Genomic DNA, 24,402 nt, shown 5'->3' on the forward strand with positions numbered 1-24,402 from the left:
GGTGCGTTCGTCATATCCGCGCTATGGAAACCAGGGGAAACGGCTCGGACTCGACCACGGGAACAATCAGCCGTCCGGAAGACGGTCGCACGGGAACCGACCGTCCGGGCGCCGGCCACACGGGCGCCGGGCACACGGAAGCCGACCGTCCGAGCGCCGGGCACACGGAAGCCGACCGTCCGGGCGCCGGCCACACGGGAACCGACCGTCCGGGAGTCAGTCGCACAGACAGGCCGACAGCAGTTCCGCGAAGCTCACGTCCTCCCGGGCCACCCCGAACACCTCCGCCCGCAGTAGCACCCGCTCCGCCCAGGCCCGGTGCGGCCGGGCCTCGTTCATCTTGTTGGTGTACGCCGAGCGCAGCACCCCGCCGCCGTCCTGCTCCTGCCGGAGGATGTCCCGGGCGTCGCAGTACTCCTCGTGCGTGACCACGGAGAGGGCGTGCACGGCCGGAACGTGGCTGGGGTGGATGCAGGTCTTGCCGAGCAGGCCGTTGGCCCGGTCGAGTTCGACCTCCCGGATCAGCCCGTCCAGGTCGTGGTCGATGATCCGCCGGCGGACCTCCTCGCCGGAGGCCCGCAGGGCTCCGGCCCCGGCGGGCACCGAGGCCCCGGTGAACGGGGTCCGGCGCAGCTGCGGCTTGAACATCCGCTCCTGCACCGGGAAGTACTCCCAGACCGGTCCGGTGACGGTGTACCCGGTGCCGTCCGCCCGGCCGAGCACGTTGACCACGTCCCCGATCACCGCCGCGACCAGCGCCACGTCGTACGCGGTGAGGTCGGGCGAGCGCCGCAGCCCGTACGCGGAGCAGAGGTCGGTGACGCCGAGCCGGACGGCGAGCACCCGCTCGCGGTGGCCGGCGAGCAGTTCGGCGATGCCGAAGAGCTGGTCCCGCCTGGTCTCCAGGTGGGCGAGTTCGGGCGACTCCAGGACGGGCATGGCGAACAGCCGCCGTCCGGTCGCGGCCTCGGCGGCGGCCAGCGCGGCCAGGTACTCGCCGCCGTTCGCGGGGGTGAACTTCGGCAGCACGAAGCCGCTGAGCAGTTCGACGGCCGGGCCGAGGCGCTCGGCCAGGTCGAGGATCTGGGCGGCGGCACGGACCCTGATGAAGAGGAGGGGATGGCTCTGTGTACAGTCGGTGAAATCCTTGACCAGGTCATTCAACTGCTCGACCAGGTTCCGCTCACCCGCGTCCACCTCGTGGTCGGCGATCGCGTCCTCCAGGCAGAGCACCATCGACACCACGCCCCGACCAGCGAGTTTACGGATGTCGGCGGCCAGCGCCGGCCTGGTGGCCGGGCTGTACAGGGTGCCGCCGAGGGCGGTGGCGAGCACCGCCGGTTCGCTCCGCGCGGTGAACGGGCGCGGCTGTTCCAGGAAGAGCCGGCCGCGTACGTCCTCGGCGAGGTGGCCGAAATGGCGCAAGGTGCTCTCCTCCAGGAAGTGGACCGGTCCCCGGCCCGTTGCCGACGACACCCTGGTCAACCGGCCGACCGGGCGCCATGGTTCCCGGGCACGCCTCCGCCGGACGCCCCTCCGTCGAACCCCCGGGGACCTTTCGACCGCCCATCGTACGGACGGGATCCGGCCGGTCCCGGTTCCCCGGCACTGAACTCCCGGAACATCCCGGTCCACTTCGACGATCATGGCCGTGACGGGCCCGGACCTCGGAAACGACGGCGGCAAACCTCGGAAAGCGCAAGTCTTGGCAAAGTCCGACCCGGCGCGGACCGGTCCGGTCACGTTGTCCGAAGGGGTGGCGAACAGGCAGGATGGTCGGCTATGACGCACGTGATGGCCAAGGGCGCCAACATCGCACTGCCGGCGGCGGCGGTCCGCGCCGTGCTGCGCTGGAGCGCCACGCCCGGTGCGCCGGACGTGGACGCTTCCGCGCTGCTGCTCGGCGCCACCGGCAAGGTCCGCTCGGACGCCGACTTCGTCTTCTACAACCAGCCCCGCCACCCCTCCGGACTGGTCCGCCACCTGCCCAAGCAGCAGACCTCCGGCGGCGCCGAGATCATCGACACGGTCGAGGTCGAGCTGGGCAAGCTGCCCGCCGACGTGGACCGCGTGGTGCTGGCGGGCTCCTCCGAGGGCGGGCCGTTCCGTTCGGTGCCGGGGCTGCGCCTGCTGCTCTTCGACGCCACGGCCGGCGAGGCCGCGCCCGCGCTCGCCGAGTTCCGGATCGAGGACGCCGAGAACGTCACCGCCCTGGTCGCCGGCGAGCTGTACCGCCGCTCCGGGGCCTGGAAGTTCCGTGCGATCGGCCAGGGCTACACCTCCGGGCTGATCGGTCTCGCCACCGACTTCGGCATCACCGTGGACGACGCGGAGGCCGACCCGGCGCCGGCCCGGGCGACCGGCTCCACCGCCACCCCGTCCGGCATGCTCGACCCGCGCAGCATGCCGCTGCCGGACCCTCGCTCGACCAACCCCGAGCCGGGCACCTTCACGCTGGCCCCGGCCGTCCCGCAGGCACCGCCCGCCCAGCCCCCGGCCGCCACCCCGGCACCGGTCCCGGCCACCGCTCCGGCGGCACCGGCCCCGGCCGCCGCCGCGAGCGCGTCGCCCGCGCCGACGACCCCGCCGCCGCCCACGGCCCCGCCGACCATGCCCCCGCCGCCCACCGTTCCCCCGGGCCACCGGCCCGGCACCGGCTACGGCTACCCCCAGCAGCCGAACCCGGGGTACGGCTACCCCCAGCAGCAGCCCACCGGCGGCTACGGCTACCCGCAGCCGGGCACCGGCCAGCAGCCCTACCAGCAGCAGCCGGGCGGTTACGGCTACCCCCAGCCGAACCAGCCCGCCCCGCCGCAGCAGCAGCGCCCCGCGGGCTACGGCTACCCGCAGCCCGGCACCGGCCAGCAGCCGCCCGTCCAACCGCAGCCCGTCCAACCGCAGCCGCCGACGGCCCAGCCCCCGGCGGCCACCGGCGAGGAGTTCGCGCTGCCCCCGCAGGGCCCCCAGTTCCAGCCGCGCTGACGCCCCCGGCGGGGCCGCCCGACGACGCCGACCCTGACGACGCCGACCCCGGCCCCGCCGGCCCCGGAACCCGCACTCGCACCCGCACAAGCCCCCGCCGCGGGACCGCCGCCCCCCGTCAGTCGCTCTTGTACCCGCGCTGCCACTGCATCCCGAACCCGTACAGCCGGTCGATGTCCGCCTGGAACCCGTTGACGTACCGCACCTCGCGGCGCACCGTCAGCTGGTTGTCCCCCGCGTTCTCGATCAGCACCACCGCGCAGGAGCGCGCCGCCCGGGCCCGCTCGTCCAGCTTGATCTCGATCCGCGGCCCGGTCTGCGGCACGATCGTGATCACCGCGTTCGACTGTTCGAAGGCCGGCGTGCCGTCGTAGATGTAGACGAAGATCAGCAGCCGCTTGAACTTGTCCTTCTTCTCCAGGTTGACGTACATCGTCTCGCCGGACGGCGCCCCGTACTGGTCGTCGCCGCTGAGCTTGACGTACGGCGCGTTCTGGAGGTCGCCGAACAGCCCGCCGAGCGGCTGCACCACGCCCGTGCTCCCGTCCGAGAGCTCGTACATGCAGGCCAGGTCCAGGTCGACGTTCGTCGGCTCGCTGCCCTGCGGCGAGTCCGGCTCCAGCGGCCGCAGGATCCGCGGGCTGAAGAACCGTTTGACGGAGTCCCGGGCGCTCGGCCGCGCGCCGCCTCCGGCGGTCATCGTCCAGTGCAGGTTGACGTAGAGGTAGCCGGTGGTGGCCGCCGACCCGGTGATCGCGTGCTGCGGGGACGACTTGGTGAGTATGACCTTGTGCTGCCCCCCGGGGTTGTCGAAGGTGTAGCTCCTGTCCCCGCGCAGGTACTCCCAGATCGAGACCATGCAGTCCTCTTCCCCTGCTCCCGCCAGGCGTTCTGACGGTCCGCCGACCAATGATCGGGCATCGGCCCGGCCGTCGGATACCCCGTCCGGGCCCTCCGCTACCCAACCGGGCCGCACCGGCGGGTCGATTGGCCGGAGGAAGCCGCCCTCCCGTAACATGCCGCCCCTTCGGACGCGATATCGTCTAGCCGCACAGGTGTCCCGTCCGCCCCTGCGCGGGTGCGGCGGGCACGCCGTGCGGCGACGAACGATCCGTCAGTCGGTGCCCGCACGGCGGGTCCTGACCACCTGTGTCGCGCTGTGATCCTGTCCCCTGCGGAAACCCGAGGCCCGACCCGCAATGAACCTGACCTCCATACAGCTGGTCTGGACCGTCGTCGGCGGCGCAGCCCTGCTGTTCGTCGCCGTCCTGATGGCGACACTGCGCTTCAAGAGCTCGAAGAAGGACGAGTCCGGCGACTCCTGGGAGCGCAGCGAGGAGCGCCGCCGGCGCAAGGAGATGATCTACGGCATCTCCTCGTACACGCTGCTGTTCTGCTGTGCCGGTGTCGCCGCCGCCCTCTCCTTCCACGGCCTGGTCGGCTTCGGCAAGGAGAACCTGGGCCTGTCCAACGGCTGGGAGTACCTCGTCCCGTTCGGCCTGGACGGCGCCGCGATGTTCTGCTCGGTGCTCGCCGTCCGCGAGGCCAGCCACGGTGACGCCGCGCTCGGCTCGCGCCTGCTGGTCTGGGTGTTCGCGATCGCCTCGGCGTGGTTCAACTGGGTGCACGCCCCGCGCGGCGTGTCGCACGACGGCGCCCCGCAGTTCTTCTCCGGCATGTCGATCTCGGCGGCGATCCTGTTCGACCGGGCGCTGAAGCAGACCCGCAAGGCCGCGCTGCGCGAGCAGGGCCTGGTGCCGCGCCCGCTGCCGCAGATCCGCATCGTCCGCTGGCTGCGCGCCCCGCGCGAGACCTACGCGGCCTGGTCGCTGATGCTGCTGGAGAACGTCCGCAGCCTGGACGAGGCGGTCGAGGAGGTGCGCGAGGAGCGTCAGGCGAAGCTGGACGCCAAGGCCCGTGCCCGTACCGCCGACCGCCGCGAGCGGGCCGAGCTGAAGGCCATCTCCCGCCAGGGCGGCATGCTCTCCCGGGCCCGCGGCGGCCGCCAGGTGCCCGCCCTCACGGCTGCCGGAGACGGCCCGAGCGCTACGGAGCCTGCCCTAGCCGCGGAGTCCGACGCCACCACCCCGGCCTCCTCGCCGTACTCGGCCTCCTCCTCGTCGTACCCGTCCTCGCGCCGGTCCTCCGACCCGTTCGAGCCGGCCGCCCTGGACGCCGGGCGCCGCCCGCGCGCCGCCGTCGGCTCCTCGTACTCGTCGTACTCGTCCTCCCTGTCCTCCTCGTCCTCCTCGGCCTCCGGAACCGGGTCGTCCCGCAGCGACTCGACCGTCGACCTGACGGCCGACGACGACACCCTCTCGATGCCGAAGCTGGACTCGCTGGAGCGCAAGCTGCGCGCGATCGAGCAGCAGCTCGGCTGACCCCGGCACCCCACGGGTACGACCGGGGACACACGAACGGCCGCCTCCGGGGATCCCCGGAGGCGGCCGTTTCGCCTGCCCTGCGGACTACTTGCCGGTGCCGACCAGCTCCGGTTCCTCGTCCGCGCCCTCACGCCGGTTGCGCAGGATCGACGAGCCGAGCGCCAGCCCGATGAAGGCGACGCCGATCAGGCCGGTGACGATCTCCGGGATGTGGTACTTGATCCCGACCAGCAGGATCGCCGCCAGCGCGCCGATCGCGTAGTGGGCGCCGTGCTCCAGGTAGACGTAGTCGTCCAGGGTGCCCTTGCGGACCAGGAAGACGGTCAGCGAGCGGATGTACATCGCGCCGATGCCGAGGCCCAGGGTGATCTGGAAGATGTCGCTGGAGATGGCGAACGCGCCGACCACGCCGTCGAAGGAGAACGAGGCGTCCAGGACCTCCAGGTAGAGGAAGAGGAAGAACGCGGCCTTGCCGCCGACCTGGACGATCGACTTGCCGGACTTCTCCGCCTCCTCCTCGCGCTCCTCCTCGGCCTCCAGGCCCGACTCGAAGATCGAGGAGAGGCCGTTGACGGCGAGGTAGGTGACCAGGCCGAGGACGCCGGCGAGCAGCACGGTCTCCGCGTGCTCCTCGGCGAAGAAGTTGGAGGCGAGCAGCAGGGCGACCAGGGCGACGACGCTGGAGAAGGCCTCCAGCTTGCCGACCTTCTCCAGCGGGCGCTCGATCCAGGCCAGCCAGTTGTAGTCCTTCTCCTCGAAGATGAAGTCGAGGAAGATCATCAGCAGGAAGACGCCGCCGAAGGCCGCGATGGCCGGGTTGGCCGCCTCCAGGTACTGGCCGTAGGTGAGGCCGTCGTGGGTCTTGTCGGAGTGCAGCGCGAGGTCGATGACCGTCGTGGGGGTGAGCTTGGCGGTGAGGCCGACGACCAGCAGCGGGAAGACCAGGCGCATGCCGAAGACCGCGATGAGCACGCCGACGGTCAGGAAGATCTTCTGCCAGTACGGGTTCATCCGCTTCAACACCGTGGCGTTGACCACCGCGTTGTCGAACGACAGGGAGATCTCCAGGATGGAGAGGATCAGCACGATGCCGAAGCCTTGGGCTCCCCAGAGCAGTCCGGCCGCGACCAGGCCGATGGCGGTGATCGCGAACGACCAGCCGAATGTGCGGAGGAACACGGGAGTTGACTACCTTTCGGGTTCTGGCCGTGCCGGGGGCGGCCTCGACCCCGAGACGCCCTGACCGGGCCTCGCCCGGTCAGGTCACCCCCGCACTGCCCTCTGTTCTCATGATCGGGTCGGGTACGACAAGTCCGATTTCCGCCCTTACTGTACGTTCACGCCGAAGTCGAGCGCGATGCCGCGCAGGCCGGAGGCGTACCCCTGGCCCACCGCGCGGAACTTCCACTCACCCGCGTAGCGGTACAGCTCACCGAAGATCATCGCAGTCTCGCTGGACGCGTCCTCGGACAGGTCGTAGCGGGCGATCTCCTGGCCGTCGACCGAGTTGACGACCCGGATGTAGGCGTTGCGGACCTGCCCGAAGTTCTGGAGCCGCGCCTCGGCCTCGTAGATCGAGACCGCGAAGATCACCTTGTCGGCCTGCGCCGGGACGAGGTCCAGGTTGACCAGGACCACCTCGTCGTCACCCGTGTCGTCGCCGCCGGTGAGGTTGTCGCCCTGGTGCTCCACCGAGCCCTCGGGGCTCTTGAGGTTGTTGTAGAAGACGAAGTACTCGTCGCCGAGCACTCGCCCGCCACCGCAGAGCAGGGCGCTCGCGTCGAGGTCGAACGGGGCGCCCGTGGTCGAACGGGCCGACCAGCCGAGGCCGATCTGGACCTGCGTCAGGTTCGGCGCGGCCTTGGTGAGCGAGACGTTGCCGCCCTTGGCGAGCGTGACCACCATGACGTTCTTCCTCCCTTGCTTCTCCCGGGGCGCCTTCCAGGTGTATCCCCCGCGGCCCCGGCCGACCGGCTCCGGTCGGCTGAACTTCCTGAACTCACCCATCCTCGCAGCGCGACGGACCGGCGCCGCACCGGGGCGGACGGAGCCGGGGCGGCCCCGGACCGCGGAGGTCCGGGACCGCCCCGGGGGAACGGCGCGAAGCCCGCGCCGCAGGGCGCCGGCGGCGGCTCAGACGTTGACGCCGAAGTCCTGCGCGATGCCGCGCAGACCGGAGGCGTAGCCCTGGCCGATGGCGCGGAACTTCCACTCGGCGCCGTTGCGGTACAGCTCGCCGAAGACCATCGCGGTCTCGGTGGAGGCGTCCTCGGAGAGGTCGTAGCGCGCCAGCTCCGTGTTGTCGGCCTGGTTCACCACGCGGATGAACGCGTTGCGCACCTGGCCGAAGTTCTGGCCGCGGGTCTCGGCGTCGTAGATCGACACCGGGAAGACGATCTTCTCCACGTCCGCCGGCACGCCGACCAGGCTGACCTTGATCGCCTCGTCGTCGCCCTCGCCCTCGCCGGTCAGGTTGTCGCCGGTGTGCTCGACCGAGCCGTCCGGGCTCTTCAGGTTGTTGAAGAACACGAAGTTGCCGTCCGAGGTGACCTTGCCCTGGGCGTTGCACAGCAGGGCGCTGGCGTCCAGGTCGAAGTCCGCGCCGGTGGTGGTCCGGACGTCCCAGCCCAGGCCGACGACCACGGCCGTGAGGCCCGGTGCCTCCTTGGTGAGCGAGACGTTGCCGCCCTTGCTGAGGCTGACTCCCACTAGTCCTCCAAGAATCGGGAGGCACGCCCAGTGGTGCCCCCGGTGGTGCGGTCCCGGGGCGTCGGGAGGCCCATCGGCTCCCGCACCCCACCCCGCCAACGGCCCGAGCGTAGTACGGGGTTCCCGTCCGCACCCCTGATCAGGCCGGACACGTCCCCACGGCACCCGGCCGGCGGGTGCGGCGGGGGCGTTCCGGACCGTCCTGGGCCCCGGCGGGGGTCTCAGAGCGCCGCGAGGACCTTCAGGTACTCCTGCTCGTCCCGGGCGTCCGGGAGGCCGTTGACGACGCTCCAGCGCACCGTGCCCGCGGTGTCGATCACGAAGGTGCCGCGCAGCGGGCAGCCCCGCTCCTCGTCCAGGACGCCGTAGGCCCTGGCGACCTCGCCGTGCGGCCAGAAGTCGGCCAGCAGCGGGAACTCCAGGCCCTCCCGGTCGGCGAGGACCCGCTGGGAGAACTGCGAGTCGCAGGAGAGGCCGAGCACCTGCACGGTGTCGTTCTGCAGGCCCGCCAGCTCCCGCTGGATCGCGCCCAGCTCGCCGGTGCAGACGCCGGTGAAGGCGAACGGGTAGAAGACCAGGACGACGTTCTTCGCGCCGCGGAGGTCGGAGAGCCGGACGGACTCGCCGTGCTGGTTGTTGAGCTCGAAGTCCGGAGCCGGGGAGCCGACCTCGATGGCCATGAACGGGACCTTTCTGACGCGACCGCGCCGCGCGGCGGGCGCGGCAGGGCACATCCTCGCATTCGTTTACGGCGGTTCGGCCGAACGGATGAGGCGGGCGGCCGCGGCCCGGTCCGTTCGCCGTCCGCGAACGCCCCGGCGGGCCGTCCGGGGCGCCGGCCCGCGTGGGGCCGGCCACGCCCGGGAGCCGGCCGGCCGGGAGCCGGACATGCGGCGGGCCCCGCCGGAGGGGTTCCTCCGACAGGGCCCGGCGCGGGGGCTTCAGAGCCCGCTCAGCGCTTGCCGCCCTTCGCCGTGGACTTGGTCGCGAGCCGGGTGGCCGCCCAGTCCTTGACGATGTTGATCGAGCTGGTCTGGGAGAGGCCCGCGGTCTTGGCCGCGTCGCTGATGTCGGAGGCCTCGATGTGGCCGTCGCGCCCGGTCTTGGGCGTCATCAGCCAGATCAGGCCGCCCTCAGCGAGGTACTCCAGCGCGTCGACGAGGGCGTCGGTGAGGTCCCCGTCGTCGTCGCGGTGCCACAGCAGAACGGCGTCGGCGACGTCGTCGTAGTCCTCGTCGACGAGATCCGTCCCGGTGAGCTCCTCGATTCCCTCGCGGAGCTCCTGGTCAGTGTCGTCGTCGTACCCCAGCTCCTGGATGATCTGGCCCTCTTCGAAGCCGAGACGGGTCGCCGGGTTGGACTTGTCCGCGGGGTCCGCGGTCGCGCTCACGGGAATAACCTCCAGTATTCGGCTCGGCGTCCATGCCGAGGCTGTGGCCGTAGTCCACACGGGCGCGGCGGTTCGCGCAAGTACCCGACCCCCGATCCCCTCCAAAGGTTGACGTGCCACACCGGGACACGCCGCGCGGCGTGGCGGGAATCACACCGATTTGCCCTTTTCCGCGTCGTCCGAGGATGCTTCGGGTGGTCCCGGCCCACAGGCCGTACGCGTGCCCGAGATGCGAACGGCATTCGGGGTCCGCGCGTGCGCGGGCGTAGAGTCTCCTGTTGGCCCTCACCCCGGCCGCCCGCCATCGGGCGGACGGGACACCAGGTCGGACCACCTCTTTTCGTAACACCCGGGGGTGTGCGGAGCGGACGAAGACGCCCGCGCCGCGCGCCGCCAGACCGGACCGCCCACCAGGCGGAACGGTTACCGATCGGTAGAGATGACGGATCTCCGAGCGCGGTAGCACGATGGAGGCGGCGCGACACACCTCAGTTTCGACCGACAGTGAAGGAACAGCGTGGCTTCCGGATCCGATCGCAACCCGATCATCATTGGCGGCCTTCCGAGTCAGGTCCCGGACTTCGATCCCGAGGAGACCGCGGAATGGCTGGAGTCGCTCGACGCGGCCATCGACGAGCGGGGGCGTGAGCGCGCCCGCTACCTGATGCTGCGGCTGATCGAGCGCGCCCGCGAGAAGCGTGTCGCCGTGCCCGAGATGCGCAGCACGGACTACGTCAACACCATCGCGACCAAGGACGAGCCGTTCTTCCCCGGCAACGAGGAGATCGAGCGCAAGATCCTCAACGCGACCCGGTGGAACGCGGCCGTCATGGTCTCCCGGGCGCAGCGCCCGGGCATCGGTGTCGGTGGCCACATCGCCACCTTCGCCTCCTCCGCGTCGCTGTACGACGTCGGCTTCAACTACTTCTTCCGCGGCAAGGACGCCGAGGGCGAGTCCGGCGACCAGGTCTTCTTCCAGGGCCACGCCTCCCCCGGCATCTACGCCCGCGCCTTCCTGCTGGACCGGCTCACCGAGCAGCAGCTCGACGCGTTCCGCCAGGAGAAGTCGAAGGCCCCGTACGGCCTCTCCAGCTACCCGCACCCGCGGCTGATGCCGGACTTCTGGGAGTTCCCGACCGTCTCGATGGGCCTCGGCCCGCTCGGCGCGATCTACCAGGCCCGGATGAACCGCTACCTGGAGCACCGCGGCATCAAGGACACCTCCGACTCGCAGGTCTACGCCTTCCTGGGCGACGGCGAGATGGACGAGCCCGAGTCGCTCGGCCAGCTGTCGCTGGCCGCCCGCGAGGGCCTGGACAACCTGACCTTCGTGGTCAACTGCAACCTGCAGCGCCTGGACGGCCCGGTCCGCGGCAACGGCAAGATCATCCAGGAGCTGGAGTCGCAGTTCCGCGGCGCCGGCTGGAACGTGATCAAGCTGGTCTGGGACCGCAGCTGGGACCCGCTGCTCGCGCAGGACCGCGACGGCATCCTGGTGAACAAGCTGAACACCACGGTGGACGGCCAGTTCCAGACCTACGCCACCGAGACCGGCGCGTACATCCGCGAGCACTTCTTCGGCGGCGACCTGCGCCTGCGCGCCATGGTCGAGAACATGACCGACCAGCAGATCCAGCACCTGGGTCGCGGCGGCCACGACCACAAGAAGATCTACGCGGCGTTCAAGGCGGCCCGCGAGCACAAGGGCCAGCCGACGGTCATCCTCGCCCAGACGGTCAAGGGCTGGACGCTGGGCCCCAACTTCGAGGGCCGCAACGCCACCCACCAGATGAAGAAGCTGACGGTCGAGGACCTGAAGCGCTTCCGCGACCGGCTGCACCTGCCGATCACCGACAAGCAGCTCGAGGACGGCCTCCCGCCGTACTACCACCCGGGCCGCGACTCGGAGGAGATCCAGTACATGCACGACCGCCGGGAGGAGCTCGGCGGCTACGTGCCGACCCGCAAGGTCCGCCCGCGGAAGCTGGAGCTGCCCGGCGACGACGCGTACAAGGCGGTCAAGAAGGGCTCCGGCAACCAGACCATCGCCACCACCATGGCGTTCGTCCGGCTGCTCAAGGACCTCATGCGGGACAAGGGCATCGGCAACCGCTTCGTGCCGATCGCGCCGGACGAGTACCGCACCTTCGGCATGGACTCGCTCTTCCCGTCGGCGAAGATCTACAACCCGCTCGGCCAGACCTACGAGTCGGTCGACCGCGAGCTGCTCCTCGCCTACAAGGAGTCGCCGACCGGCCAGATGCTGCACGACGGCATCTCCGAGGCGGGCTGCACCGCCTCGCTGATCGCCGCCGGCTCGTCCTACGCCACCCACGGCGAGCCGCTGATCCCGGTGTACGTCTTCTACTCGATGTTCGGGTTCCAGCGCACCGGCGACCAGTTCTGGCAGATGGCCGACCAGCTGGCCCGCGGCTTCGTGCTCGGCGCCACCGCCGGCCGCACCACGCTGACGGGTGAGGGCCTCCAGCACGCCGACGGCCACTCGCACCTGCTGGCCTCGACCAACCCCGGCGTGGTGGCCTACGACCCGGCGTACGGCTTCGAGATCGCGCACATCGTCCAGGACGGTCTGCGCCGGATGTACGGCTCCAGCGCCGAGCACCCGCACGGCGAGGACGTGTTCTACTACCTCACCGTCTACAACGAGCCGATCAAGATGCCGGCCGAGCCCGAGAACGTGGACGTCGAGGGCATCCTCAAGGGCCTGCACAAGTACGCGCCGGGCACCGCCGGCCAGATCCCGGCCCAGATCCTCGCCTCCGGCGTGGCCGTGCCGTGGGCCCTGGAGGCCCAGCGCATCCTCGCCGAGGAGTGGAACGTCAAGGCCGACGTCTGGTCCGCGACCTCCTGGAACGAGCTGCGCCGCGACGCGGTGGAGGCCGAGGAGTTCAACCTGCTGCACCCCGAGGAGCAGCAGCGCGTGCCGTACGTCACCCAGAAGCTCCAGGGCGCCGAGGGCCCGGTCGTCGCGGTGTCCGACTGGATGCGCGCGGTGCCGGACCAGATCGCCCGCTGGGTGCCGGGTCAGTACCAGTCGCTGGGCGCCGACGGCTTCGGCTTCGCCGACACCCGTGGCGCGGCCCGCCGCTTCTTCCACATCGACGCGCAGTCGGTCGTCCTGGCGGTGCTCACCGAGCTCGCCAAGCAGGGCCGGATCGACCGCTCGGCGCTGAAGGACGCGATCGACCGCTACCAGCTGCTGGACGTGGCCGCGGCCGACCCGGGCGCCGCCGGCGGCGACGCCTGATCACCCGCTGGAACTGACTGGAGGGCCGGACTCCCCACGGGGGGTCCGGCCCTTCGGCGTCCGCCGTGACTTGACCCTCTCACCGGTGTGAGGTCCTAGGGTCGGCGGCATGACGAACGACACGAAGGCCGACGGCACGACGGACGAGACGAAGGCCGGCGCCGTGCCGGGCGGGACGGGGCGCGGGCCCTCCGGGCGCCACCCCGAACCCGCCGACGGCGCGGGCGAGTTCAACCGCCGGGTGATCGCCGGGTTCCGGAGGGACGGGGGCGTGGTCGGCGGCGAGCTCGCCGACGCCCCGCTGCTCCTGCTCACCGTGTTCGGCGCCCGCAGCGGGGAGCCGCGCACCACCCCGCTGGTCTACCTGGCGGACGGCGAGCGGCTGGTGGTCTTCGCCTCCAACGGCGGCAGCGCGACGGACCCGGCCTGGTACCGCAACCTGGTCGCCGCGCCGGAGGTCACCGTCGAGGTCGGCACCGAGCGCTACCCGGCGCTCGCGGCCACCGTCGACCCGGCCGAGCACGAGGCGCTCTGGGCCCGCCAGATCGCCGCCCAGCCCCAGTTCGCCGGCTTCCGCACGGAGGCCCGCACCGTCCCGCTGGTGGCGCTCACCCGCGTCTGACCGGCGGGGGCACCGCGCACGGGAACCACGACGGCCCCGGACTCCAGCGAGTCCGGGGCCGTCGCGTCGCGCCCCGCCGTGGCGTTGCGCGGGGCGCGTCGCGGGGGGGCCGTCAGATGTGCACGGCCGGGCCCGCGTCGGTGGTGCCGCGGCGGGTGAGCAGGCCGAGCACGGCGGCGGCGAAGGCCACCACGGAGGCCACCGCGAAGGCGAGCGACATGCCGCTCACGAAGGACTCGTGGACGGCGCCGGCCATCGCGTCCACCACCTGCTGCGGGGTGCCGGCCGGGGCCGGCGGGGCGATGCCGAGCTGGGCGGCCTGCTTGAGGCCCTCGCCCGCCTCGCCCTCGACCGGCGGCAGGCCGGCCGCGGCCCAGTTGCCCGGCAGCACGTCGCCGACCTTGGCGGCCATCAGCGCGCCCAGCACGGCGGTGCCGAGGCTGCCGCCGACCTGCATCGCGGCCTGCTGGAGGCCGCCGGCCACGCCGGACAGCTCCATCGGGGCGTTGCCGACGATCACCTCGGTGGCACCCACCATGACCGGGCTGATGCCGAGGCCCATCAGGACGAACCAGAGCGACATCACGCCGTTGCCCGAGCCGGTGTCCAGGGTGGACATGCCGAACATCGCGGCGGTGGTGATCAGCATGCCGGCCACGATCGGTATCCGCGGGCCCAGCTTGCCGATCGCCAGGCCGGCCAGCGGCGAGCCGACGATCATCATGCCGGTCATCGGCAGCAGGTGGACGCCGGCCTCGACCGGCTTCATCCCGTGCACGTTCTGGAGGTAGAAGGTCACGAAGAAGATCGCGCCGAAGAACGCGAAGGCCATCAGCACCATCAGCAGCACGCCCGCCGACAGCGGCACCGAGCGGAACAGGCTGAGCGGGATCAGCGGCTCGCGGGCCTTGCCCTGCCAGAGCGCGAACAGCACCATCAGGACCACCGCGCCGCCCAGGAACAGCAGCGTCCTGCCGTCGCCCCAGCCCCACTCGGGCGCCTTGATGATGCCGAAGACCAGCGCGAACATGCCCACCGAGAGCAGCGCGATGCCGGGCAGGTCGAAGGACCTGGCGGCGTTCTCGGCCCGGACGTCCTTGAGGATCCACACGCCCAGCGCCAGCGCGATCAGGCCGACCGGGATGTTGATGAAGAACACCGACTCCCAGTTGACGTGCTCGACCAGCAGGCCGCCGACGATCGGGCCGGCCGCGGTGGAGGCGCCGATCACGCCGCCCCAGATGCCGATCGCCATGTTGAGCTTCTCGGCCGGGAAGGCCCCGCGCAGCAGGCCGAGCGCGGCCGGCTGGAGCAGCGCGCCGAACAGGCCCTGGAGGACCCGGAAGGCGATCACGGTCTGGATGTTGCCGGCGAAGCCGATCGCGGCCGAGGTGGCGGCGAAGCCCACTGCGCCGACCAGGAAGGTGGTCTTGTGGCCGAAGCGGTCACCGATCTTGCCGGCGGTGATCAGGAAGACCGCCAGGGCCAGCAGGTAGCCGCTGGTGACCCACTGGATGTCGGCGGGCGCCGCGTGCAGCTTCTCCTGGATCACCGGGTTGGCGATGGCCACGATCGTGCCGTCCAGCGCGACCATCATGACGCCGACCGCGACGGTCAGCAGGGTCAGCCAGGGGTGCCCCTTGAGGCCGCCCCCCGACGGCGGGTTCGGCGGCGGTGCGTCCGCCTCGGAGTTCTTGACGACGGACTGACTCATCTGGGCCCTCCGGGGGGCGTGGCTGGGTGCGGGACATGGTCGTGGCGCCCCGGCCCACCCGTCCCCACAGGTGCCCCGGCCCGACGGGCGCCACTCCGGGCAGATTATGTCAGCTGCTGACATTCGGCAAACAGTGACTTCTGGCCACTACTGACATTTGTCAGAGCGCTAAGGTTGTGCTCCCACCCGCCACACCCAGCGCTCCGGAAGGCCCCCGCCATGGCCGCTCACACCCCCCGTACCACCGACGCCCCGGCGGGCCCCGGGCGCACGCCCGGGCTGCGCGAGCGCAAGAAGCAGCAGACCCGGTACGCCCTGATCCAGGCCGCCCACCTGCTCTTCCTCCGCCAGGGCTTCGCCCGCACCACCGTCGACGAGATCGCCTCCGCCGTCGACGTCTCCCAGCGCACCTTCTTCCGCTACTTCGCCAACAAGGACGAGGTCGCGCTCGCCGTGATGGCCGTGGCCGAGGACTACTTCATCGAGTGCCTGCGCCACCGCCCGGCCGAGGAACCACCGCTCCAGGCCCTGCGCGCCTCGATCGTCAAGGCCTGGCGCGACCTCGGCAGCGAGGAGACCGCCGGCCCCGGTTCGATCCACAGCGCCCTCGAACTCATGCGGATGATCGAGGAGACGCCCCCGCTGCTCGCCGCCCACCTGCGCCGGGTCACCGAACAGGAGCGGCTGGTGGTCCAGGTGCTCGCCGAACGCGAGGGACTGGACCCGGCCGAGGACCTCCGCCCGGCCGTGCTCGCCGCCGTCTTCGGCAGCCTGCTGCGCTCCGCCCACCTGTCCTGGAGCGCCGAGCACGAACCGGCCGGCCCCGAGGGCATGGTCGCCGTCATCGAGCGCTACTTCGACCAGCTCGGCCCGGCCCTGGCCGGCCACTGGCGCGACCCCTCCTGAGGCCCCGGGGCCCGTCGGCACATCCGTGTCATACCGGGGTATCACCCGACACCCCGGTACCACCCGGAAGTTCGGGCTCCAGTGCGACGCCCGGCGGGCCCCGCCCTCCTAGGCTGGCCCGCGATGAAGAACCTCACCGCCGCCGACCTCCGCCCGTACGGCCGCCGCCTGCTGCGCGCCTTCCGACACCACCTCACCACCCCGAGCGGCGGCCACACCCCGCTGCTCGGGGAGTCGCCCCGGCCCTGGCTGCGCCGGCTGCCGTACGCCGTCGCCCTCGCCCTGCTGTCCTCGCTGATCCCCACCGGGATCACCGTCCTGGTCGAGACCTTCGGCCTGGTGCTGCCGGTGGCCGGCGCGCTCACCGTCGCCCAGACCGTCCCGCTGCTGCTCGCCATCACCCGGCCGCTGGCCGCCTGGTGGATCAGCGCGGCCACCCTGGTCACCACCGCCGCCATCACCGCGCGCTACGACATGGCCGGTGGCACCTGGCCGTGGAACGCGCCGATGATCCTCGCGTACATCTTCCTGCTGTTCGCCCTGGCGCTGCGGGAGAGCCGGGCCACCCTGGTCTCCGTCTGGCTGGCCACCGTCGCGCTCACCGCGCTCACCACCACGCTGGGCCTGCCCCGCTCCGGCGACGGCACCACCATGCTGCTGATCGCGCTCAGCGGCGCCGCGCTGCTGCTCGGCTGGGCCGTCCGGGACCGCGCCGAGGCGCGCCGGCTGCTCACCGAGCAGGAGCACATCAGCGAGGTCGAGCGCGAACGCCGCACCCTGCTGGAGGAACGCGCCCGGATCGCACGGGAGTTGCACGACGTGGTGGCGCACCACATGTCGGTCATCGCGGTGCAGGCGGCCAGCGCGCCGTACCGGATCGCCGGGGTGCCGGACGACGCCGCCGAGGAGTTCGGCGCGATAGCCGGCACCGCCCGCGAGTCGCTGGCCGAGATGCGCCGACTGCTCGGCGTGCTGCGCAGCGAGGAGTCCGGCGGGGAGAAGTCCCCCCAGCCCGGGGTCGGCCAACTCGCCCAGCTGGTCGAGACGGTGGGCCGGGCCGGAGTCCCGGCCGAACTCACGGTGGAGCCGGGCACGGCGGACCTGGTGCCGCAGGCCGTCGGCCTGTCCGCCTACCGGATCGTGCAGGAGGCGCTGGCCAACGTGGTGCGGCACGCCCCCGGCGCGCGGACCTGGGTGTCGCTGACCACCGACGGCCCGGCGCTGCTGGTGACGGTGGTCAACGCGCCGCCGCCGGAGCGCACCGAGTCGCTGGAGGCCTCGGTCGAGGGCACCGGACAGGGGCTGGTCGGAATGCGTGAACGCGTCCGGCTGGTCGATGGCAGGCTGGACACCGGCCCGCTGCCGGACGGCGGCTTCAAGGTGGCCGCCGTCCTGCCCCTCGACCGTCCAGACACCCCCCGGGAGACCACCGCATGACCATCCGCGTGATCATCGTCGACGACCAGGCCATGGTGCGCGCGGGCTTCGCGGCCCTGCTCAACGCCCAGAGCGACATCGACGTGGTGGGGGACGCGGCGGACGGCGCCCAGGCCCTGGAGGTCAACGGCCGCACCCACCCGGACCTGGTGCTGATGGACGTCCGGATGCCCGTCATGGACGGCCTGGAGGCGGCCCGGCGGCTGCTCGACCCGGCCGTGCCCGGCGCCCACCGGCCCAAGGTGCTGATGCTGACCACCTTCGACGTGGACGACTACGTGTACGAGGCGCTGCGCGCCGGGGCCAGCGGCTTCCTGCTCAAGGACGCCCCGCCGGCCGACCTGATCGCCGCGGTCCGGGTGGTCGCGGCCGGCGAGGCGCTGCTCGCCCCCTCGGTGACCCGCCGACTGATCGAGGACTTCGCCCGCACCCGCCCGGCCAGGCGCCGCGACCCCAAGGTGCGGCTCAACGGCCTGACCCCGCGCGAGACCGAGGTGCTGGAGCTGATCGCCCGCGGCCTGTCCAACCAGGAGATAGCCGCCGAACTGGTGCTCGCCGAGCAGACCGTCAAGACCCACATCGGGCGCATCCTCGCCAAGCTCGGTCTGCGCGACCGTGCCCAGGCGGTGGTCCTGGCCTACGAGTCCGGGCTGGTGACCCCCGGCCAGTAGGGGGGTCGCCCCCACCCCGGTGACCCCCCTCGCAGCCGGGGGAAATCCTCCTGATACCCCGGTAGCACACGGGAGTTGGCCCCGCGGAGTGACGTCCGCGGGGCCGTCGCATTCCTACCTTCCTCCTCGTCGGAAGCCGAACCGAGTCGGCGGCCGAACGGACGAGGGGGAGCAGGGACATGCGCAAGTTCCGGGTCAGGCGGGCGATCGCCGCCACCGCGGTGGCACTGGGGGTCGTGCTCGGCGCGGGCGGCTGGGCCGCCGACACCCAGACCCCCGTCACCGGCCCGCCGCCCGGCAGCGCCGCCTGGACGGCCGACACCTCGCTCGGCCTGCGGCTGCCCGACCCGGCCACCGCCACGCCGGCCCGAGTGGCCGCGTTCTTCGCCGGGTTGGGCCCCGCCCAGCAGGACGCCCTGGCCGTCCGCCACCCGCTGGTGGTCGGCAACCTGGACGGCGCCCCGATCGCCCTGCGCTACCGGGCCAACGCCCTGGCCCTGACCGCCGAGCGCACCCGCGAACTCGCCCGGGCCGCCGACCCCGCCCTCACCCCGCAGGACCACGAGGCCGCCCGCACCCGCGCCGAGCGCTACCGCGCCCTGCTGGAGGGCGGCCGGCAGGTCCTCGCCTTCGACCCGCGCGGCCGCGGCCAGGTCGCCGAGGTGTACGGCGACCTCGCCACCGCCCGCCGCACCGCCGTGGTCGTGCCCGGCTCGGACGTCGACCTGCTCCGCTTCGACCGCACCGCCAACCCGTACGGCACCCCCGCCGGGATGGCCCGCGCGCTCCTGGACGCCACCGATCGGCAGACCGCCGTGATCGCCTGGGCCGGCTACACCACCCCGCTCGGCGTCGGCCCGGACGCCGCCACCGAGGACCTGGCCCGGGCCGGCGCCCCCCGCCTCACCCGGCTGCTCGACGGACTCGCCGTCACCACCCGCCCGCAGGCCCCGCCCACCCTGTTCTGCCACAGCTACGGCTCGGTGGTCTGCGGCCTGGCCCGCCCCACCCCCGCGCAGGCCTCCGGCGTGGTGGTGCTCGGCTCGCCCGGCATGGGCGTCGGCTCGGTCGCCGACCTCGACCCGGGCGTCCCGCTCTGGGCCACCGCCCGCAACGGCTCCGACTGGATCGGCGACGTGCCCAACGTCCGGCTGTTCGGCCTCGGCCACGGCGCCGACCCGACCGCCGCCGGCTTCGGCGCCCGCCCACTGCCCGCCACCGGATCCCACGGCCACAACGGCTACTTCGCCCCCGGCACCGCCTCCCTCGCCGCCTACGCCGCCGTCGCGCTCGGCCGCGCCTGACCGCCCGCACCGGAAGGAGCACCACCATGGCCAGCACCCTCACCACCCGGCCCCGCACCACCCGGGCCCGCACCACGGAGCCCCGTACCGCCCGGCCCCGCCCCGCCCGGCCGCTCACCGCCCTGCGCCGCGCCGCCGCCGCGGTCGACGCCAAGACCCCGGCCGACCGCGACCGCGCCCTGGACGGGCTGCGCGCCCTCGCCCTGCTCGCCGTTCCGGTCGGCCACTGGATGCTCGGCGGCTTCACCCGCACCCCCGACGGCGTCCTGCACAACGCCAGCCCGCTCTCCACCCTCGGCTTCTTCGCCCCGCTCAGCTGGGTGCTCCAGATGCTCGGGGTGTTCTTCCTGGTCGGCGGCCACTCCTCGGTCCGCTCGCTGGAGCGGGCCCGGGCCAGGGGCGTCACCTACGGCGGCTGGCTGCGGGCCCGTACGGTCCGGCTGCTGCGCCCGGTGCTCGGCGTGACGGCCGTCTGGGCGGCGCTGGTCCCGCTGCTGCCCGCGCTCGGCGTCCCCGCGGACACCCTGCGCACCGGCGCCACCCTGGTGGTGCAGCCGCTCTGGTACATCGGCGTCTACCTGGGGCTGACCGCGCTCACCCCGCTCTGCGTGGCCGCCGGGCGCCGGCTGGGCGGCTGGTCGGCGGGCCTGCTGGTGGCCTCGGTCGCCGCCGTCGACCTGCTGCGCTACGGGCCGTGGGCCGGGGCGGTGCCGTCCTGGGTCGCGCTGCTGAACATCCTGCCGGGCTGGCTGTTCGGGTACCAGCTGGGCGTGCTCTGGGCGCAGGGCCGGCTCGGCCGCCCGGCGGCCCGGGTGCTGCTGCTCGGCGGCGGCGCGCTGTTCGCCGCGCTGCTGCTGGTCTTCCACTACCCGGCCAGCATGGTCGGCGTGCCCGGGGCCGCCCGGACCAACTCGCACCCGCCGTCCCTGCTGGTGCTCGCCCTGGCCGCGTTCCAGTGCGGCGCCGCGGTGCTGCTGCGGGAGCGGCTGGGCCGGCTGCTGACCCGCCGTCCGCTGCTCTGGCTGCCGGTCGTGGTGGTCAACCTGTCGGCGATGACGATCTTCTGCTGGCACCAGAGCGCGATGCTCGCGGTCGCCGTGCCCGGCGCGGCCGCCCTGGGCGCCGTCCCGGGGCTGACCACCGCACCGGACTCGCTCGGCTGGGTGGTCGCCCGGCTGGCGCTGCTGCCGCTGTTCGGCGCCGTGCTGGTGGCGATCGGCTGGTTCACCCGCCGGTTCGACGGCCCGTGGACGGCCTTCTCCCGGGGCGGCAAGGCGCTGGCCGGGGCCGGGGCGGCGCTGTTCGCGGCGTACGCGCTGGGCGTGGTGTGACGATCCGCCGGGTGTGACTGCTCCAACGGGGGCGTGGGCCGATCGGTCCACGCCCCCTCGGCCGTCGCCATCCGCCCCCGGTGCGCCCCGCAGCGCGCCAGGGCGCGCTGGGGCGCGGTGTCGGTGCCCTGCTCTACCCTGCCGTCATGGTGACGTTCGACGAGTTCCGTGCGATGGCGCTGGCCCTGCCGGAGGCCGCCCAGGAGCCGACCTGGGACATCGAGACGCTGCGGGTCCGCGGCCGGATCTTCGCGATGGGCGCGCCCGGCGGGGACCGCGTCACCGTCAAGGCCTCCCCCGAGGACCAGGCCGAACTGCTCGCCGCCGAACCCGAGGTGTTCTCCTCCGCGCCGTACGTCGGACGGCACGGCTGGGTGAGCGTCCGGCTGGACCGGGTGGACCGGGACGAGCTGACCGACCTGGTCACCGAGGCCTGGCGGCGGACGGCGCCGAAGCGCCTGGTCCGCGAGTTCGACGCCTGAGTGCGACCGGCCGGTCCAGTCGTACCGGGGCGGGTGGGGACCACCGCCCGAACCACTGGGAGACGTCGCGCGGACACCCCTGGTTCGTGTGATCCATCCCACAGTTTAGGTGTTCCCGCCACCCCTCCGGGCCCCCTAGGCTTGCGCAGGGAAGTCAACAGGTTTATCGCACCCTCCGGGCACCGCCCGCGAAATGGTGACGGGCCCAAGGGAGTTGGTGCGGTGCGCAACCGTCGGCGCTGGAAGCGGGTACTGGTCGGGGCGTTCGCCGGTTGCGCGGTGCTCGCCGACGCCGGAGCCTCCGCCGCCGCGGCCGCGATCTCCTCCGAACAGCTGGCGATCTCCACGCCTCCGGCCGGCAGCGCCGCCTGGGTCGAGGACCACTCCTTCGGCCGCTCCCTGCCCGACCCGGCCACCACCACCCCGGCCGCCGCCGCGGCGTTCTTCGCCTCGCTCGCGCCCACCGAACTGGACCGGCTGATCCAGGCGTACCCGCTGGTCGTCGGCAACTACGACGGCGCCCCGCTGGACCTGCGCTACCGCGCCAACAAGCTCGCCCTGGCCGCCGAGCGCGACCGGGCCCGGGCCCGCGCCGCCGACCACCGGCTGCCCTCCGACACCCGCGCCCTGGCCGTCTCCCGCGCCAACGACGTCGAGCACCTGCTCGCCCCCGACCGGCAGGTCCTGGCCTTCGACCCGCGCGGTCGCGGCCTGGTCACCGAGGTGTGGGGCGACCTCGCCGACGCCGAGCGGATCTCGGTGCTCGTCCCCGGCTCCGACGCCGACCTCGGCCACCACGACCAGGCGGTCGACCCGCTGCGCTCCCCGGCCGGCATGGCCCGCGCCCTCCACGCCGAGGAGCGCCGCCAGGCCCCCGGCACCCGGACCGCCGTGATCTCCTGGACCGGCTACGTCACCCCCTCCGGCCTCGGCCCGGACGCCGCCACCTCCCGGCTCGCCGACGTCGCCGCCCCCCGACTGGAGCGGCTGCTCGCCGGGCTGAAGGAGACCACCCGCCCGGACGCGCCGCCGTCGCTGCTCTGCCACTCCTACGGCTCGGTGGTCTGCGGCACCGCCGCCCCGGACATCCCGCGCGCGGCCGCCTCACCGTCCGACACCTCCGGCATCACCGACCTGACGGTCTTCGGCAGCCCCGGCATGGGCGTGCAGAGCACCACCCAGCTGGGCGCCGGCGTGCACGTCTGGGCCACCCGCAACCCCAGCGACTGGATCGGCAACGTGCCGTTCCTGGAGGTCGGCGGGCTCGGCCACGGCGCCGACCCGACGGCGGGCAGCTTCGGCTCGGAGCAGATCTCCTCGGCCCGGGCGGTCGGCCACAACGGCTACTTCGCCGCGGGCACCGACAGCCTGCGCAACTTCGCGGCGATCTCCCTCGGCCACTACCAGGACGTGGTCCGGGCCGCCCCCGACTCCTGAGCCGGGCCGCCCCGGGCCGACCCGACCAGACCGGACCGGGCCGACCGGGCTAACCCGACTGGTCCTGGTACAGCCGCAGCGCGTCCGCCGCCGCCCGGACCAGCTCGCGCCGGGCGGCCGGCGGGGCCAGCACCTCGACGTCCGAGCCGAAGGCCAGCAGCGACCGGACGGCCGCCGGCGCCGGGAAGGCCATCGTCACCTCGGCCCACTCCTCGACCGGCCCGGCGCCCGGCTCCGGCGGCGGCGCGGTGACCCGGCCGCCGTGGATGCGCAGGAACATGTCCAACCGTCCGCGCCGGACCCGCACCCGCACCGGCACGTCCATCGGCAGCCGCTCCACCTGCTCGCGCAGCACCGCCCAGACGTCGCCGAGCCCGACCCCGGCCCGGCGGCGCACCGACTCCTCGGTGGTCTCGGCGGCCAGCACCCGGTCGGCCCGGAACAGCCGCGGCTCGCCGTGCAGGTCGGCCACCAGGTACCAGACGGCGGCCTTGCTCACCAGCCCGTACGGGTCGACGGTGTACTCCACCGGCGCGGGCGTGCCGCTGTGCCGGTAGCGCAGCCGCAGCCGCCGGTCGGCGAAGACGGCGTACTGAAGCTCGCCCAGGTCCGGCCCGGCGGCGGAGCCGACCGCGCCGGGCGTCTGCATCCAGCGGACCGGGTCGACCAGGATCCGTTCACTGGTCCGCTCCGCGGCCGGCCGGTGCGGGGCCGGCAGCGCCGCCATCACCTTGCGCAGCGCCGAGCCGAGCGCGCCGTCCAGCCCGAGGTCGCTGTGCGCCCCCTGGGCGGAGAGCACGAACAGCGCCCTGGCCTCGTCCGCGGTCAGTCCGGTGACGTCGGTCCGGTAGCCGGGCAGCAGGCCGATGCCGCCGTGCCGCCCGCGCTCGGTGAACACCGGCACCCCGGCGGCGGAGAGCGACTCGACGTCGCGGTAGATGGTGCGGACGGACACCTCCAGCCGCTCGGCGAGTTCGGTGGCGGGCACCCGGCCGCGGGTCTGGAGCAGCAGGAGGATCGAGAGCAGGCGGTCTGCCTTCATATCCCAATGATCCCAGTAATCCTGACGGCAGTTGTCAGGTTTTGCTGGGAGATTGCGTTCCGAGCCCGAAAAACCACCCGACACCAGGGAGTTGAGCGCCATGACCGCCGTCCAGGATGCCCGACCGCAGTACCAGACCGCCCTCGACCAGCTGGAGAAGCTGTTCGCCACCGTCACCCCGGCCGACCTCGGCCTGCCCACCCCCTGCACCGAGTTCACCCTGCGTCAGCTGCTGAACCACGTGGTCGGCGGCATGCACCGGTTCGCGTACATGGGCGAGGGCGGCCGCGCCGGGGACGTCGTGGCCGCCGTCGAGGACCCCTCGGACGAGGGCTGGCCGGCCGCGCTGGGCCGGGCCCGCGCCCGGGTGACGGCCGCCTGGGCGGACGACGCCAAGCTCGGCCGCCCGACCGTCGCCCCCTGGGGCGAGGTGCCCGGCGCGATCGCGGTGGGCGGCTACCTGATGGAACTGGTGACCCACTCCTGGGACATCGCCACCGCGCTGGGCGGCGGCTTCGCGCTGGACGACGACCTGTCGCGGACCGCGCTGGGCATCGCGCAGTCCGTGCTGCCGGACGGGCAGCGGCCGCCGGGCGGCCCGTTCGGCGACGTCCGGCCGGTCGCCGAGGACGCCGACGTGCACACCCGGCTGGCCGCCTGGATGGGCCGGTCGGTCTGACCCCGCCGGGCGGCCCGGGGGAGCCACCGCCCCCGGGCCGCCGG

General features: G+C 73.1%; 21 protein-coding genes. 12 read left to right on the forward strand and 9 right to left on the reverse strand.

Going from position 1 to position 24,402, the window contains the following annotated elements; genetic code table 11:
- Positions 1 to 216: 216 nt before the first annotated feature.
- Positions 217 to 1,425, reverse strand: a complete 1,209-nt coding sequence (locus ACIQI7_RS11120) for an HpcH/HpaI aldolase/citrate lyase family protein (protein WP_401107546.1) — start codon at positions 1,423 to 1,425, stop codon at positions 217 to 219.
- Between the two features lie 357 nt (positions 1,426 to 1,782).
- Between ACIQI7_RS11120 and ACIQI7_RS11125 the strand changes: the two genes are divergently transcribed.
- Positions 1,783 to 2,982, forward strand: coding sequence for a TerD family protein (locus tag ACIQI7_RS11125; RefSeq protein WP_401107549.1), 1,200 nt, complete (start codon positions 1,783 to 1,785; stop codon positions 2,980 to 2,982).
- Positions 2,983 to 3,100: 118 nt separating this feature from the next.
- Here the strand turns inward: ACIQI7_RS11125 and ACIQI7_RS11130 are convergent, their stop codons facing one another.
- A complete protein-coding gene (locus ACIQI7_RS11130; RefSeq protein WP_387748480.1) occupies positions 3,101 to 3,841 on the reverse strand; it encodes a Tellurium resistance in 741 nt (246 codons plus the stop codon).
- Positions 3,842 to 4,181: 340 nt separating this feature from the next.
- Here ACIQI7_RS11130 and ACIQI7_RS11135 point away from each other — a divergent pair, with 340 nt between their 5' ends.
- Positions 4,182 to 5,363, forward strand: a complete 1,182-nt coding sequence (locus ACIQI7_RS11135; protein ID WP_401107552.1) for a DUF2637 domain-containing protein — start codon at positions 4,182 to 4,184, stop codon at positions 5,361 to 5,363.
- 87 nt (positions 5,364 to 5,450) lie between these two features.
- Here the strand turns inward: ACIQI7_RS11135 and ACIQI7_RS11140 are convergent, their stop codons facing one another.
- The 5 genes from ACIQI7_RS11140 to ACIQI7_RS11160 form a co-directional block, all read right to left on the reverse strand.
- The gene (locus ACIQI7_RS11140; protein ID WP_401107555.1) at positions 5,451 to 6,545 is read right to left on the reverse strand and encodes a DUF475 domain-containing protein; all 1,095 of its coding nucleotides are present in this window, start codon (positions 6,543 to 6,545) and stop codon (positions 5,451 to 5,453) included.
- A gap of 147 nt (positions 6,546 to 6,692) precedes the next feature.
- Entirely contained in the window at positions 6,693 to 7,271 is a 579-nt protein-coding gene (locus tag ACIQI7_RS11145; RefSeq protein WP_387748474.1) for a TerD family protein, read from the reverse strand.
- Between the two features lie 228 nt (positions 7,272 to 7,499).
- Entirely contained in the window at positions 7,500 to 8,075 is a 576-nt protein-coding gene (locus ACIQI7_RS11150; protein ID WP_387748473.1) for a TerD family protein, read from the reverse strand.
- A 221-nt stretch (positions 8,076 to 8,296) separates the two neighbouring features.
- Positions 8,297 to 8,755 (reverse strand): peroxiredoxin, encoded by a 459-nt coding sequence (locus ACIQI7_RS11155; protein ID WP_387748471.1) that lies wholly within the window; start codon positions 8,753 to 8,755, stop codon positions 8,297 to 8,299.
- Between the two features lie 272 nt (positions 8,756 to 9,027).
- The gene (locus ACIQI7_RS11160; protein WP_401107559.1) at positions 9,028 to 9,465 is read right to left on the reverse strand and encodes a DUF3052 domain-containing protein; all 438 of its coding nucleotides are present in this window, start codon (positions 9,463 to 9,465) and stop codon (positions 9,028 to 9,030) included.
- Positions 9,466 to 9,982: 517 nt separating this feature from the next.
- On the opposite strand from ACIQI7_RS11160, the gene aceE reads away from it, so the two are divergent.
- Both aceE and ACIQI7_RS11170 read left to right on the forward strand, forming a co-directional pair.
- Positions 9,983 to 12,733 (forward strand): pyruvate dehydrogenase (acetyl-transferring), homodimeric type, encoded by a 2,751-nt coding sequence (aceE, locus tag ACIQI7_RS11165; protein ID WP_401107562.1) that lies wholly within the window; start codon positions 9,983 to 9,985, stop codon positions 12,731 to 12,733.
- Between the two features lie 109 nt (positions 12,734 to 12,842).
- A complete protein-coding gene (locus ACIQI7_RS11170) occupies positions 12,843 to 13,355 on the forward strand; it encodes a nitroreductase/quinone reductase family protein (RefSeq protein ID WP_401107565.1) in 513 nt (170 codons plus the stop codon).
- A gap of 112 nt (positions 13,356 to 13,467) precedes the next feature.
- Here the strand turns inward: ACIQI7_RS11170 and ACIQI7_RS11175 are convergent, their stop codons facing one another.
- Positions 13,468 to 15,069, reverse strand: coding sequence for an MFS transporter (locus ACIQI7_RS11175; RefSeq protein WP_401107568.1), 1,602 nt, complete (start codon positions 15,067 to 15,069; stop codon positions 13,468 to 13,470).
- A gap of 219 nt (positions 15,070 to 15,288) precedes the next feature.
- Between ACIQI7_RS11175 and ACIQI7_RS11180 the strand changes: the two genes are divergently transcribed.
- The 7 genes from ACIQI7_RS11180 to ACIQI7_RS11210 all read left to right on the forward strand — a co-directional run bounded on the left by ACIQI7_RS11180 (position 15,289) and on the right by ACIQI7_RS11210 (position 22,637).
- The gene (locus ACIQI7_RS11180; RefSeq protein ID WP_401107571.1) at positions 15,289 to 15,975 is read left to right on the forward strand and encodes a TetR/AcrR family transcriptional regulator; all 687 of its coding nucleotides are present in this window, start codon (positions 15,289 to 15,291) and stop codon (positions 15,973 to 15,975) included.
- Positions 15,976 to 16,098: 123 nt separating this feature from the next.
- Positions 16,099 to 17,412 (forward strand): histidine kinase, encoded by a 1,314-nt coding sequence (locus ACIQI7_RS11185; protein ID WP_401107574.1) that lies wholly within the window; start codon positions 16,099 to 16,101, stop codon positions 17,410 to 17,412.
- On the forward strand, positions 17,409 to 18,083 hold the full coding sequence (locus tag ACIQI7_RS11190; protein ID WP_401107576.1) for a response regulator: 675 nt from the start codon (positions 17,409 to 17,411) through the stop codon (positions 18,081 to 18,083). Before ACIQI7_RS11185 ends, ACIQI7_RS11190 begins: the two co-directional genes overlap by 4 nt.
- Before the next feature lie 179 nt (positions 18,084 to 18,262).
- Positions 18,263 to 19,387, forward strand: coding sequence for an alpha/beta hydrolase (locus ACIQI7_RS11195; RefSeq protein WP_401107578.1), 1,125 nt, complete (start codon positions 18,263 to 18,265; stop codon positions 19,385 to 19,387).
- Positions 19,388 to 19,413: 26 nt separating this feature from the next.
- The gene (locus ACIQI7_RS11200) at positions 19,414 to 20,718 is read left to right on the forward strand and encodes an acyltransferase (protein WP_401107581.1); all 1,305 of its coding nucleotides are present in this window, start codon (positions 19,414 to 19,416) and stop codon (positions 20,716 to 20,718) included.
- Positions 20,719 to 20,864: 146 nt separating this feature from the next.
- Entirely contained in the window at positions 20,865 to 21,200 is a 336-nt protein-coding gene (locus ACIQI7_RS11205; protein ID WP_401107583.1) for an MmcQ/YjbR family DNA-binding protein, read from the forward strand.
- A 222-nt stretch (positions 21,201 to 21,422) separates the two neighbouring features.
- Positions 21,423 to 22,637, forward strand: coding sequence for an alpha/beta hydrolase (locus tag ACIQI7_RS11210; RefSeq protein WP_401107585.1), 1,215 nt, complete (start codon positions 21,423 to 21,425; stop codon positions 22,635 to 22,637).
- A 49-nt stretch (positions 22,638 to 22,686) separates the two neighbouring features.
- On the opposite strand, the gene ACIQI7_RS11215 is transcribed toward ACIQI7_RS11210, so the two are convergent.
- Positions 22,687 to 23,679 (reverse strand): helix-turn-helix transcriptional regulator, encoded by a 993-nt coding sequence (locus tag ACIQI7_RS11215; protein WP_401107588.1) that lies wholly within the window; start codon positions 23,677 to 23,679, stop codon positions 22,687 to 22,689.
- Positions 23,680 to 23,779: 100 nt separating this feature from the next.
- Between ACIQI7_RS11215 and ACIQI7_RS11220 the strand changes: the two genes are divergently transcribed.
- The gene (locus tag ACIQI7_RS11220) at positions 23,780 to 24,358 is read left to right on the forward strand and encodes a TIGR03086 family metal-binding protein (protein ID WP_401107591.1); all 579 of its coding nucleotides are present in this window, start codon (positions 23,780 to 23,782) and stop codon (positions 24,356 to 24,358) included.
- Positions 24,359 to 24,402: the final 44 nt, after the last annotated feature.

This window comes from Kitasatospora sp. NPDC092039, from assembly GCF_044756065.1.
GTDB lineage: Bacteria > Actinomycetota > Actinomycetes > Streptomycetales > Streptomycetaceae > Kitasatospora.